Genomic DNA, 12780 nt, shown 5'->3' on the forward strand with positions numbered 1-12780 from the left:
AAGAAGACGCGATACCGCCCGGTCAGACAATGCCGCCGAGCTTTCCGCCGGCACGATTCGCCAGGATGTAGCGCAGCTTGTCGAGCGACAACGGCTTGGTGAGGTGATAGTCGAAACCCGCTGCCAACGCCCGGGACTTATCGGACTCCGCGGCATAGCCGGTCAACGCCACGAGCAGGACGTCGTCGAGCTGGCTGTCGGACCGTACCGCATGGGCGACCTCGAAGCCATCCATGCCGGGCATGCCGACATCGATGATGGCAACCTCGGGCAATTCTTCCTTGATCAGACGCACCGCTTCGCGTCCGCAGTCGCACATCGTGACGTGATGTCCGTCGAGCTCCAGCAGGATGCCGAGCGACTGCAATGCATCCGCGTTATCGTCGGCGAGCAGCAGACGCACCGATCCGAGACCGAGCGATTCGGTCGTATCGCCCGTGGCCGCTGATTCGTCGCGGACGCTCAGGATGGGCAGGCGCAGTGTGACCGAAGTGCCCCGCCCACTGCCTCCGCTTTGCAGCGAGATCGTCCCGTCGTGAAGTTCGACCATGCGCTTGGCCACGGCAAGACCAATTCCCAGCCCACCTTCGGAACGGGCATTGCCGCGTGCGGACTGGGCGAAAAGTTCGAAGACGTGCGGCTGGACCGCGCTGTCGATGCCAATGCCGTTGTCGTTTACTTCGATGACAACCACGTCCTTCTGTTCCGGTTCGCGATCTTCGGCCACGATCTTTACCGCCAGTTCGATGGTCCCGCCGACCGGCGTGTACTTCGCGGCGTTGGACAGCAGATTGCCGAGCACCTGGCTTAGCCTGATGTGATCGGCGCGGACGGGCACCGGCTTCTCGAGACCGGTCAACCGGAGTGAGTGGCGCCGCGACTGGATGTGATGCTTGACTGCGGTCACGGCATCGAAGGCAATTTCGTTGAGTGTGGTATCGCTATGTTTGATGGCGAGCTTGCCATGCTTCAGTCGCGCGGCATCGAGCAGGTCGTCGACCAGCGTTCGCAGATGCCTCATCTGCCGCTGCGCAATGGTCAGGACTTCAACCGCTTTTTCGTTTTCCGCACAGAGCTTGATGGCTGCGCCGACCGCGCTGTCGATAGGCGCCATCGGGTTTCTAAGCTCGTGTCCGAGCATCGCTATGAATTCGCTATGCCGGCGCTCGCTTTCCTCGCCGGTGTCACGGGCATCCACGGTGGTCAGCGCGGCACCGGCCGAGACCGCCAGGTCCGAGAGCAGGCGCACGTCTTCGAGATCGAACTGGCGTGCCGGGGTGTGCGACATCACCCATATCGCGCCGACGAGCCCGTTCTCAGTCGGAATCGGAACGATGAGTCCTTCGACAATCTCCACGCCGGGAAACTGCAGGCTGGGAAAGCTATCTTGCGGGCGAAGAAATAATTGGGGTTCTGCGGATTCCACCGCCAGCCGGCACGGACATTCGTGCCATGCTGTCGTTTTGCCTTGCAAGCCTACGCATAAGCCGGCCACGGCCAGCCACCGAAAGTGCCGCCCGGCGTCGACGCCTTCCATGAGACTGATGCCGGCGCTACCCGCATCGCAGAGCGACAGGGCGGCGTCGGCTATCTCCTGCAAGAGCCGCTCGCGCGATCCCGACTGGGCGCGCGCGAGCCTCAGCAATACACGGTTTTCCGCGGCGTGGTCCGCCGGCCGCGCGGAACGCATGCGGAGTTCATCCGGCTGTGCGGTTCTGTGATTGCTTTCCATGGCATCGAGGCGCGCTGAGAAAGGGCAGGTGAATTGTTGCGATGGGAAGGCTGCATGAAGCCCCGCAGGACGATAGGATGACATCTCGCGGCAAAGGCACGTCTGGCAGAAGACAAGGAATGGCTAACCGATCCGAAGAAGATTGTACGAGGCTTTAGCGCGCAGCGGGCGTGAGTCCACATACACGTTGTCGGTACTCTGGTCACGGCGAGCGTCGAGGAATTGGGTTATCCGCGACGGGTTAACCCGGAACGCCTGCGAGCGCGCCTTCGCTGCGGCGGCTTGCGTGTGGGTACGCAGGTTGCTTACGATATCAAACGTGCCCCGCATGCAGGATGCCGTGACCGAAGAAACCGGTCGGCCACCAGCAGGAGACGAGATGAAAACGAATAAGGAACCGGGCTCCGCCGAACCCGATGCCGCTGAAGCGCATTTTTCGGACTATGCCAGGCCGTTGATTGACGAGGCGAATTCATCTGCTGCAGCGCTGCGCTCGGACTCCGACGCCGAGGTGCTGCACAGGCTGCGGGTTGCGCTCAGGCGCCTGCGAACGCTGCTCTGGGCCTACCGGCCGCTGCTTGGCGAGGAACTCGAGGAGCGGCAGGGAGAGCGTTTCAGGTCTCTCGCAGGCGCGGCCGGCAGAACCCGCGATTGGGACATCCTGATCGAGTTGCTGAATGAAGCCTTGGGCGAGAAGCGGGCGCCGACTGAGCGCCTGCTTTCCGCACGCGCCGCTGCGCTAAGCGACAGCCGGGAGAGGCTGGCTCATGCCGGCATCAATTCGGAATTGCAGGACGCCCTGAACGATGCGAACGACACCTTGCGTCAAACGCGCAAACCCACGTCGTTGAAGAAGTTTGCCCGCAAGCGCGTGGCGGCCGCGGAGAAATCGCTCCACAAACGTATGCGCCGCGCCCGGGACGCTAAGGGCGCCGAATACACCTCGTATCACGACGTCCGCAAGGCAGGGAAGAAGGTTCGCTACCTGCTCGAGTTTTTCGAGCCGTTGCTGTCTAGCAGGCAGTTGAAAACGCTGAAGGGCTTGAAGAAGCTCCAGAAGCGGTTCGGCGCACTGAACGACGTGGTGGCGAGCGAAGAGCTGTTACGGAGCAGTAGCCGCGACTTGTTCAGCAATAGCCGATCTGTCGCTACGGCTCTGGCGGCCCTGGAAAAGCAGCGCAAGCGCCGGGTTCGCGCCGCGGCGAAGCTGCTATGAACGGGCAGTAAAAAATTCCCAAAAACTGGCACGCACGGTCAAGCCTGCCAGTAAAAAACGGTCAGAATGGCGTCCGGTTGCTAGAGCGGGCGGAGAGACCCAATGAGCAATCCGTCTAAAAAATTAAAAACAAAATAAGAAAAACAGACCGGTTACGGTCGGCGAAGGATCTGGCCATTCCGAGGGCTATGCCAGAACCTGAGAGAGTTCATATGTCGCATTGGCGGCCTGGTTGTATCGTCTGCGCAACTCGCCCGGCTGGTTTTAACGCCGGGCGAATTCTTTTTCGTCCTCCAGTTTGGGAAAAATTCATGCAAGGTGAATTTTTCGGTTAAATTTCAGGAGCGACCACCCCAGCAGACCTCTGGGGGACCATTCCAGTACAAGAATTGCGTTACATGAACTCCCGCGTTAATCCGGCTGATCTGCGCCGCCCGATGAAACAGGGCATTGCGTACAGCCATTTCAATGTGCAGGCGGAACCTCCGCAGCGGCGTTTGCTCGCCTGGCGCGATCGCGTCGGCCATGTTATTGACGTCCTGCCCTCGCGGTCCGATCTTGAAAGGCCCTTCCGAGCTTCGATCGACCGTTATCAGGTCGGCGATCTGGTATTCACCGACTGCCGCTCCGATCTGATGGTGCTCGATCGCTCGCTGGCCCGGATCTCGGTCGACACCGTGCGTGACTTCGTCTTCCACGTATTTCTGGAGGGCGGAATCGCGAACATCGCCCTACCCAGGCAGCGCGAAGAGACGCCTGCTGTTGCGAGGATCGTTGCACTGGATATGGGTCAGCCCGTGCGCATGCAGCGCAACGATTGCAGGGTGCTGACGTTTTTTGTACCCGGCGAACTCGTGCAGGAAGTCTTTCCCGATCCGGAAGCTATCCACTGCCGTACGCTTTCCGCTGCAGCGCCGCTCGCGGGGATGATCGTCAGGCACGTGTCGGCGCTCGCGCAGAACATCGGCAGCATGAGTGCCGGCGAAGCGGACAGCGCCATCCGGGCGGGAGCGCAACTGCTCGTCGCGGGGTTCGGCAAGGACGCGGGGCTGAGCGGCAATGCTCGCGCGGCGGCCCGGTCGGTCATGTTCGATGAGGCGCGGCGCTATATCAAGTCGCACCTTTACGAAGAGACGCTTTCGCCCGAGAGCGTGCTCGGCGCGCTGCCGTTTCCGCGCAGGAGCCTGTATCGCCTGTTTGAACATGAGGGCGGTCTGAGCGCGTATATCCGTCATCTCCGGCTGCGCAGCGCAGCCGAAGATCTGACGCGCTACCCGCATGCGACGGTGACGGAGATCGCCTACGGCGTGGGCTTTAAAAGCGCTTCGGACTTTACGCGGGCATTCCGGCGGGCCTTCGATATGGCGCCGCAGGATTTCCGGGCTTTGGCTGCAGAGGCGACCTAGGCACGGCTGGCTGACGCACGGCCGGTTTGTGCACGGCCAACGCAAGCGCCGTCTCTGTCGGTCAGGGTTCGCGCGGCCGCTCCCGGAACAGCATCAACGCACAGAAGCTCACCGCACACGCCGGCGCCACATACCATGCCGCAGACATTGGATCGCCGGTCCATTTGATCAGTCCCGTCACGATGAATTGAGCGGTGCCGCCAAACACGGCGACATTGAGCGCATGTGAAACCGCCATGCCGCTGGCTCGCACCTTGACAGGAAGCGCTTCCAGTACCAGCAGGGTGGTCACGCCGGCGCCCAGCGCCAGCAGGACGCTAATCAACCCGACACCGCACAGGATAGGCAACGCGCTTTTCGCGTGGGTGATCAGCAGGAACACGGGATAGACCAGCAAAGCCATACCCGCCGAGCTGATGAGCGCCAGTGGCTTGCGGCGCCGCAGACGGTCGGTGAGACGCCCGGCAAAGGGAGGAATGCCGACAAGCAGCACGGTCGAGCACGCCGATACCAGGTAGCCGGTGATGGCGGGCATATGCATCACCCGGGTCACATAGCTTGGCATGTAGTAGACGGTCGTGTAGACCGGCAGGGTTTGCCCCATCAACATCAGCGTGGCCAGGATAACCGTTGTGCCGTGTGCGCGAAACAGTTCCGCCAACGGCATTCTGGTGTTTGCGGCCGTGGCGCCACGAGGCGGATCTTCGCGAAGCCGAAGGCGAACGTACAAACCGACCGGTGCGATCAGCAGGCCGATCAGGAACGGTACACGCCAGCCCCACGCGGTAAACGCTGTAGGAGACAGTGTGTGACTGAGTAGCACTCCCAGGCTTGCTCCGAGCAATGCGGCGGCGCCCTGGCTGGTGAACTGCCAGCTGAGCAGATAGCCCCGGCGCGCTGCGGGCGCAGTCTCCATCACGAAGCTCGCGGCAACGCCAAGATCGCCGCCTAGTGCAAAACCCTGCAGCGAACGGCCCGCGACGACAATGAGCGGAGCCGCCACGCCTATCGTCGCAAACGGCGGACACAGTCCAAGCGCAGTGGTGCCTGCCGCCATCATCCAGGTTGTCCTGACCATCGCGGCGCGACGCCCCACGCGGTCCGCGTACGCGCCGATCATCATCGCGCCAAGAGGGCGCATGAAGAAGCCCACACCGAACGTGCCGACTGCGAGCAATAGCGACGTCAACGGGTCTCGTGCGGGAAAGAACTGCTCTCCGATCATTGCTGCGAAGAAGCCGTAAACGGTGAAATCGAACATTTCGAAGCCGGTTACGAGCGATGCTGCGACCACGGCCTTGAGCAGCTCGCGGCGATCTTCCTGATTACTGTCCGGTTCGTCGCCTGTCGCGACAGGAGGCATGCGCATTCTTTTTCTGGAGTGGTCAATGTGGATGCGTGAGCTTCGAGTCGCAAAATGCGGGCTCACTGCAAGGTGCACCGCAACATATCACGGGCGCGCATTTGAAGTTCGGCAGAGTCCTCGAATTGCGAGGTAATTGTTACCTTTTAAACCATCGTTCATTCGGCTTCAGGCACATTCGACCTGGCACGAAGGCCGGTTGCGATCGGCGTCGGCCCTGTCCAGCAAGGCTCGCAGCAATCTGCATGTGCCATTGTGAGGGCGCCCTGGCGCATGTTAAAGTCCATTGCGCCTTTTGAGCGGTTGGTCAGGGCGCGAGCAAAACGACATTGCCGGCGCCTTGCGCCTTCAGCTGATCATCGACTGGGGACACTGTATGGAAACGCTTGGCGGATCGCGTCTCGCCCGACTCTTCAATGAACGACAAAACGAGTTGCTCGGCGAATGGGTGGCGCAGCAGTATGCAATTGCTTCGCGCCGCGGCGGTGTCACCGAAGTGCAGTTGCGTGACCAGTTCGTACAGTTCGTCGCCGTCGTCTGCTCGGCGCTCGAGTCGTCCGATCGCGTGGACTTCAAGACTCGAGCGTGGGACGAAGTGCGCGGCTTTCTCGCGGACGTTTCGACGCAGCGCGCGCGGCAAGGCTTTACGCCGGTCGAGACCGCCATGTTCGTGTTCTCGCTGAAGGAACCGCTCTTCGCCCGCTTGCGTACCGAACTCGCGGCCGACCCTGCCAGTCTCACCGAGCTCACCTGGACTATCAGCACGCTGTTCGATGCGATGGGCCTCTACACCACCGAAGTCTTCCAGAGCAGCCGCGAGCAGGTCATCGTGCGTCAGCAGCAGGAACTGCTCGAACTGTCGACGCCGGTCGTGCAGTTGTGGGACGGAATTCTGGCGTTGCCGCTGATCGGCACGCTCGATTCCGCGCGCACCCAGGTCGTGATGGAAAGTCTGCTGCAAAAGATCGTCGAGACGGGCGCGGCAATCGCGGTCATCGACATTACCGGCGTGCCCACGGTCGATACGCTCGTTGCGCAGCATCTGCTCAAGACCGTGGCCGCCGCCCGGCTGATGGGCGCGGATTGCATCATCAGCGGTATCCGTCCGCAGATCGCACAGACCATCGTTCACCTCGGGGTGAATCTGCAGAACGTCATCACCAAGGCTACGCTCGCGGACGCATTCGTCGTGGCGCTGAACCGCACCGGCAAGTCGGTCTCGGGCACGGGCACGCATGGCGAAGCGCCCGGCGCACCCGGTCCGTTGCGCGGCAACCAGTTCGCCGGCGACTGACGCCGGCTCACGCGGGTTCAACCGGACCACGACAATGGAACGCATTCCGATTCTGCGGATGGGCAAACTCCTGCTTGTCACCATTCAGGTCGACATGCACGATCGTCTCGCCATGACGCTGCAGGACGATTTGACGAGCCGTATCGTCAAAGACCGCGCCAAAGGCGTGCTGATCGATATTTCGTCGCTGGATGTGGTGGATTCGTTCATCGGCCGGATGATCGGCGACACGGCCGCGATGGCCCGTGTGCTCGACGCTGAAACCGTGGTGGTCGGCATGCAGCCATCCGTCGCGATCACGCTGGTCGAACTCGGACTGGCGCTCCCCGGCGTGCGTACTGCGCTGAACGTTGAAAAAGGCATGGCGCTCCTGACTGGTACATCACCGCTTTGAGCGCGATCCCCGGCAAGACAACCGAGCGTAGCCCACTATCCTCCATGCTCAGCGACGACAAGACTGCGGGTCCGGTAGGCGCTGACGGTCAGCCGCCTGACGAGATCATGCCGATCCGCTCGGACGAACAGATCGTGCGGTTGCGGCGTTTCGTGCGCGAGAAGGCGGTGGCCCACGGTTTTTCGCTGATCGATCAGACGAAATTCGTGACCGCGGCCAGCGAACTCGCACGCAATACGCTGATATATGGCGGGGGAGGCGACGTACACTTATACACGTTGCACCGTAATGGCCGTATTGGCCTGAGGCTCGAGTTCATCGACAACGGACCTGGTATCGCAGATATTTCGCGAGCGCTGTCCGACGGCTACACCACCGGCAACGGTCTGGGTCTCGGCCTCGGCGGCGCCAAGCGGCTGTGCGATGAGTTCGATATCCGTTCGGCGCCAGGCGAAGGTACACATATTTCGGTGACCAAATGGAAACCGTTTTGAATGGGCTGAGCGTGACCCAGCGGCGGTTCGAGATCAGCGATCCCAGCTCGATTTCGTTTGCGCGGCGTGGCATCAATGAAGTGGCGTATAGCGTCGGCTTTGACGACACAGTGCTCGGCAAGCTGGCGATCATCGTGACCGAGTGCGCGACCAATCAGCTCAAACATGCGCAACGCGGCGAACTGCTGGTGCGGCCGATTGTCCGCGAGAGCGGATCCGGCTCACCGCTGCCTGCCCGTTATGGCGTTGAACTGCTCGCGATAGACAACGGCCCCGGCATCCTCGATCTGCACGCCTGTTTTGTCGACGGCTACACGACGGCCGGCAGTCCCGGCAACGGCATGGGTGCGATTCAACGGCTCAGCGACGAGCTCGACATCTGGAGCGTGCCAGACCGTGGTACGGCACTGCGTATCGTGATGTGGGCCGCGGGGGCGGATGCGAGCGTGCCAGACAACCCATCGCCGATTGTGTACGGCGCGATCAATCTGCCGCTGCACGGCGAAACGCTATGCGGCGATGCGTGGATTTGCGGCTACGCGGACGGCGAATTCCAGGTGCTGGTTGCCGACGGCCTGGGGCACGGTCCGCTTGCCAACACAGCAGCACTCGCCGCCACGGAGACGTTTGCGCGACGCGGCGCCGCGAGCGTGACAGAAATTGTCGCGGCGTCGCATGAAGCGCTGCGGCCTACACGCGGAGCCGCCCTCGGCGTCGCGAGCATTCCAGCCCCCGAGGCGGGAGAAGGTGCCGCCGGCAGCGCACGTTTTTGCGGAGTCGGCAACATCGCGGCGAGCGTGTGGACGTCGTCGAGTCATCGCCATCTGGTGTCGCACGCGGGCATCGTCGGTCATCAGATACGCAAGACCCAGGAGTTTCAGGTCGACTGGCCTTATGACGGACTCCTGATTCTCCATTCCGATGGTCTTGCAACGCGCTGGGACCTGGGCCGCTATCCGGGTCTGGCGCAGCGTCATCCGGCATTGATTGCGGCAGTGCTCTATCGCGACTTCACGCGCGGTCGTGACGACGTGACGGTATTTGTCGCGCGTGCGCGGCGCAGCGGGGACGCATGATGGCCGAGCCGCTGCATGTCCTTCCGCTCGACAGCGAACTCTCGGTAGTCGCGGCGCGCCGGCGTGCCCGCGAAATCAGCGAAGCGCTCGCTTTCACAAAGCATGACCAGATCCGCATCGCAACCTCCGTACTCGAGGTCGCACGGGTTGTATTTCTCGCGACCTCCAGCGGACGCGCGGAATTTTTGCTTGAGAAGGCGACTCAACCACCAGGGCTGTTGATCCGTCTGGTGGCGCCCGCAATATCTGTCGCAAAGCTGCTGGAACGGTCAGCCGGCGCAGAACACGCCGGCACCGGCGAGGTTCCGGGTCCGCTTGGGGTACTTGCAGCTCAACGGCTGATGGATGCGTGTTCGATTGACGATGTGGACGGCGATGCCGTCGTCACGCTGGTGAAGCACCTGTCGGCGCAGGCGCCGCTCGCTGTCGACAAAGCGGTTGCAGTGCTCGTCCAGCAAACCGGTACGTCAGGCGCGGGAGGTTCGTTCGACGAAATGCAGTGGCAAAGTCGCGAACTGGCCGCGGCGCTCGATGAACTGCAGGAGCGCCAGGAAGAACTCACGCGACTTACCCGCGAACTGGAAGACACCAATCGCGGTGTGGTTGCGCTCTACGCGGAACTGGACGAGCGCGCCGACCATCTGCGGCGCGCCGACGACGCCAAGTCGCGCTTCCTGTCGAACATGAGTCATGAATTTCGCTCGCCGCTGTATTCGATTCGCGCGCTGTCGAAACTGCTGATGGACCGTACCGACGGCGACTTGACGGATGAGCAGGCCAAACAGGTGCGCTTCATCCGCAAGGCGGCAGAAGAACTTTCCGAAACCGTCGACGACCTGCTCGATCTCGCCAAGATCGAAGCGGGCAAGGTCGAATTGCGTCCGGCCGAGTTTGAGGTGGCTAATCTGTTCTCGGCGTTGCGCGGCATGCTACGACCGCTCTTGCCGACCGCCGACGTCGAACTGGTGTTCGAGCCATGCGATGAGATTCCGCCGGTCTACACCGACGAAGGCAAGGTTTCGCAGATTCTCCGCAATTTTGTATCCAATGCATTAAAGTTTACCGAGCACGGCGAAGTCCGTGTGCGAGCCCAATACGACGCTGATCAGAAACTGTTGACGTTCGCGGTTTCGGATACGGGCATCGGTATTGCGCCCGAGCATCAGCAAAGCATTTTCGAAGAATTCGAACAGGTGGAAAACCGGCTGCAGACCTATGTAAAAGGTACCGGGCTTGGACTTCCGCTATGTAGCAAGCTCTGCAAGCTGTTAGGCGGCACGGTGGGTCTGGTGAGCGAGCTGGGCAAGGGCTCGACTTTCACGGCGACCATTCAGGCCTGTCTACCGCAGATCCTCGGACCGGAGCCTCGCACGCCTCTCGCTAGCGATACCGATACCGGGCGCGATATGGTGCTCTTTGTTTCGACCAGTCAGGATGACCGGCTGCGTTATGAGGCGTCCCTGCATAACACGCGCTACCGCTCGGCCAACGCGGCCACCGTGCGGGAAGCCAGGTCGACCCTGGCGATGACGGCGGCGTGCGCCGTGCTGATCGATATGGAATCCGGACGCGAAGACGGTTGGTCCTGGCTAGGCGAATTGCGCGAGCACGACTCGGTTGTGGGCCGCGTTGAAGGCGTGGTGCGAGCCGCTGGCGATTCGCGCAAGCGTCACGTGCCGGTGATCGTTCTGAGCGATGTGGACCAGCGCGGCCGCGCCGAATCTCTTGGCGCAGACGCTTTCTTTGTTAAACCGCTGTCGGGCAACGAACTGCTCACTTCGCTGGACGCGATGCTGAGCGCCCCCTGACCGATCCACGGACAAGAATCTTCCATGAACGACGCGACCGCCAACCTGATACTCAATGTCGATGACAACGACGGCGCCCGCTATGCGAAGAGTCGAATCCTCTCACGTGCCGGCTTCGAGGTGATCGAGGCCGCCAATGGCACTCAGGCCCTCGAACTCGCGCGCGCCTCGCTGCCCGACCTGGTTCTGCTCGACGTCAAGCTGCCGGACATCAATGGCTTCGAGGTGTGCCGGCAGATCAAGGCCTCTCCGGAGACCGCGGCCATTCTGGTGCTGCAGACCTCTGCTGCGGCGGTGCAAAGCATTGACCGGATCAGAGGGCTCGACGGCGGCGCGGACAGCTACCTGATCGAGCCTATCGAACCCGCCGAACTCATCGCACATGTGCGCGCGCTGCTGCGCGTGCGCCGCGCGGAGGGTGCCTTGCGCGAAAGCGAAGAGCGCTTCAGGCAGATGGCGGAAAACATCGACGACGTGTTCTGGATGCTCGATCCAGCGACGGATCAACTGCTTTACGTCAGTCCTGCTTATCATCGTTTGTGGGGAGACCCGGCGACCTTGCCGCAGCCGGGACCGGCGCACTGGGCAGGCAGGGTTCACCCGGAGGACGAAGCCATGGTCGAGGCGGCGTACCGTGAGCTCGTCAGCGGCACGCCGTACGAGATCGAATACCGAATAGTGCGCCCCAACGGCACGATGCGCTGGGTTGCCGAGCGCGCCTTTCCAGTGCGCGATTCGCGTGATTCGATCTATCGGCTAGCCGGCGTGGTCAACGATATCTCCGAGCGCAAGGCCAACGAAATGGTGTTGCGCGACGCGGATCGCCGCAAGGATGAGTTTCTCGCCATGCTTGCGCATGAGCTGCGCAATCCGCTTGCGCCGATCCGCAACGCGATCGAGTTGCTCGATCCGAGCCGTGCGCCCACCACGCAGAATTTCGAAACGATGCGCGAAGTGATCGGACGCCAGGTGAGGCACCTGAGCCGGCTCGTCGACGACCTGCTCGATGTGGCGCGTATCACGCAGGGCAAAATCACGCTGCGCCAGGAGAACGTCAGTCTCGCCGCAGCGATCGAGGCAGCCGTCGAAACCGTCGCACCCGCACTCGCCAAAAAGGCGCATACGGTGAAGACCGAGATGCCGGACGACTCGCTCTACATCGTCGGCGATGGCGTGCGGATTGCGCAGGTGCTCGGCAACATCCTCTCGAACGCGGTGAAATATACGCCGCAGGAAGGCGAAATTCTGATCGACGTGCGCGAGTCAGATGAAGACGTGCAAATCACCGTTCGCGACAACGGGGTTGGCATGAGCGCCGAGACGATTCCGCATATCTTCGACCTGTTCGTGCAATCGCAGAACTCGCTGGAGCGCTCTGAGGGTGGCCTCGGTATCGGGCTGCCGTTGGCGCGCACGCTGGTTGAATTGCATGGCGGCCAGATCCAGGCATTCTCGGCCGGCGCCGGGCAGGGCAGCGAGTTCGTGGTGCGCTTGCCGCTCACGCGCCGCGTGCAGTCGGGGCAGCCGGCGCTGCCGGCCGAGTCCGTCGCTGCATCGCCGGTAGCGCCGAGCGCAGGACCGGCGTTGCGCCTGCTGCTGGTGGACGACAGCGTGGACGCCGCGACTTTACTGTCGATGGTCCTGGAAGCGGACGGCTACGACGTGCGCATTGCACACGAGGCGACGCAGGCGCTGGAAATCGCGGCGCAGTTCAAGCCCGAGATCGTATTGCTGGATCTGGGCCTGCCAGGTATGGACGGCTTTCAGCTTGCCCAGGAGATGCGCAAGCTGGATAGCACCGCCGGTGCGCTGCTAGTCGCCGTCACCGGTTACGGCCAGGCGGGCGACCGTCAGCGATCCCACGACGCGGGTTTTGACTATCACCTGGTCAAACCGGTGGCGGTGGAGGAGATCCACCGGGTGATCGAGACTCGCTTCCCCAAGGCCTCGAGTCTGTCCGGAAGCGGAGTGCCGGAGGCCTAAGCGTTCGTTTTGTG

10 protein-coding genes are annotated in these 12780 nt (G+C 62.2%); 8 read left to right on the forward strand and 2 right to left on the reverse strand.

Annotation, left to right across the window (positions count from 1 at the left end; genetic code table 11):
- Nucleotides 1-22: 22 nt before the first annotated feature.
- Nucleotides 23-1732: a hybrid sensor histidine kinase/response regulator gene (locus tag P3T24_RS03800; RefSeq protein WP_429432539.1), complete on the reverse strand. Its 1710-nt coding sequence runs from the start codon at nt 1730-1732 to the stop codon at nt 23-25.
- 379 nt (nt 1733-2111) lie between these two features.
- On the opposite strand from P3T24_RS03800, the gene P3T24_RS03805 reads away from it, so the two are divergent.
- Complete coding sequence (locus tag P3T24_RS03805) at nt 2112-2948, forward strand: CHAD domain-containing protein (protein ID WP_429432542.1); 837 nt, start codon at nt 2112-2114, stop codon at nt 2946-2948.
- A 398-nt stretch (nt 2949-3346) separates the two neighbouring features.
- A complete protein-coding gene (locus P3T24_RS03810) occupies nt 3347-4354 on the forward strand; it encodes a helix-turn-helix domain-containing protein (RefSeq protein WP_429432544.1) in 1008 nt (335 codons plus the stop codon).
- 61 nt (nt 4355-4415) lie between these two features.
- Here the strand turns inward: P3T24_RS03810 and P3T24_RS03815 are convergent, their stop codons facing one another.
- Nucleotides 4416-5717 carry an MFS transporter gene (locus tag P3T24_RS03815; protein WP_429432547.1) on the reverse strand — a complete coding sequence of 434 codons (1302 nt, stop codon included), beginning with the start codon at nt 5715-5717 and terminating at the stop codon, nt 4416-4418.
- Nucleotides 5718-6093: 376 nt separating this feature from the next.
- Here P3T24_RS03815 and P3T24_RS03820 point away from each other — a divergent pair, with 376 nt between their 5' ends.
- The 6 genes from P3T24_RS03820 (at nt 6094) to P3T24_RS03845 (ending at nt 12766) form a co-directional block, all read left to right on the forward strand.
- Nucleotides 6094-7011, forward strand: coding sequence for an STAS domain-containing protein (locus tag P3T24_RS03820; RefSeq protein ID WP_429410033.1), 918 nt, complete (start codon nt 6094-6096; stop codon nt 7009-7011).
- Between the two features lie 34 nt (nt 7012-7045).
- Entirely contained in the window at nt 7046-7405 is a 360-nt protein-coding gene (locus P3T24_RS03825) for an STAS domain-containing protein (RefSeq protein WP_074268641.1), read from the forward strand.
- A gap of 107 nt (nt 7406-7512) precedes the next feature.
- Complete coding sequence (locus P3T24_RS03830; RefSeq protein ID WP_429286171.1) at nt 7513-7899, forward strand: anti-sigma regulatory factor; 387 nt, start codon at nt 7513-7515, stop codon at nt 7897-7899.
- A complete protein-coding gene (locus tag P3T24_RS03835) occupies nt 7884-8975 on the forward strand; it encodes an ATP-binding protein (RefSeq protein WP_429432550.1) in 1092 nt (363 codons plus the stop codon). The genes P3T24_RS03830 and P3T24_RS03835 overlap by 16 nt, the downstream gene beginning before the upstream one ends.
- Nucleotides 8972-10783, forward strand: coding sequence for an ATP-binding response regulator (locus P3T24_RS03840; RefSeq protein WP_429432553.1), 1812 nt, complete (start codon nt 8972-8974; stop codon nt 10781-10783). Before P3T24_RS03835 ends, P3T24_RS03840 begins: the two co-directional genes overlap by 4 nt.
- 24 nt (nt 10784-10807) lie before the next feature.
- Nucleotides 10808-12766: a hybrid sensor histidine kinase/response regulator gene (locus tag P3T24_RS03845; RefSeq protein ID WP_429432556.1), complete on the forward strand. Its 1959-nt coding sequence runs from the start codon at nt 10808-10810 to the stop codon at nt 12764-12766.
- Nucleotides 12767-12780 lie beyond the last annotated feature (14 nt).

It is taken from the genome of Paraburkholderia sp. GAS33, assembly GCF_050436645.1.
Classification (GTDB): domain Bacteria; phylum Pseudomonadota; class Gammaproteobacteria; order Burkholderiales; family Burkholderiaceae; genus Paraburkholderia; species Paraburkholderia phenazinium_B.

Excerpts from the sequence above, each read along its gene's own strand:
- P3T24_RS03800 (WP_429432539.1), bottom strand. The coding sequence starts at position 1,732 with ATGGAAAGCAATCACAGAACCGCACAGCCGGATGAACTCCGCATGCGT.
- P3T24_RS03805 (WP_429432542.1), top strand. The coding sequence starts at position 2,112 with ATGAAAACGAATAAGGAACCGGGCTCCGCCGAACCCGATGCCGCTGAA.
- P3T24_RS03810 (WP_429432544.1), top strand. The coding sequence starts at position 3,347 with ATGAACTCCCGCGTTAATCCGGCTGATCTGCGCCGCCCGATGAAACAG.
- P3T24_RS03815 (WP_429432547.1), bottom strand. The coding sequence starts at position 5,717 with ATGCCTCCTGTCGCGACAGGCGACGAACCGGACAGTAATCAGGAAGAT.
- P3T24_RS03820 (WP_429410033.1), top strand. The coding sequence starts at position 6,094 with ATGGAAACGCTTGGCGGATCGCGTCTCGCCCGACTCTTCAATGAACGA.
- P3T24_RS03825 (WP_074268641.1), top strand. The coding sequence starts at position 7,046 with ATGGAACGCATTCCGATTCTGCGGATGGGCAAACTCCTGCTTGTCACC.
- P3T24_RS03830 (WP_429286171.1), top strand. The coding sequence starts at position 7,513 with ATGCCGATCCGCTCGGACGAACAGATCGTGCGGTTGCGGCGTTTCGTG.
- P3T24_RS03835 (WP_429432550.1), top strand. The coding sequence starts at position 7,884 with ATGGAAACCGTTTTGAATGGGCTGAGCGTGACCCAGCGGCGGTTCGAG.
- P3T24_RS03840 (WP_429432553.1), top strand. The coding sequence starts at position 8,972 with ATGATGGCCGAGCCGCTGCATGTCCTTCCGCTCGACAGCGAACTCTCG.
- P3T24_RS03845 (WP_429432556.1), top strand. The coding sequence starts at position 10,808 with ATGAACGACGCGACCGCCAACCTGATACTCAATGTCGATGACAACGAC.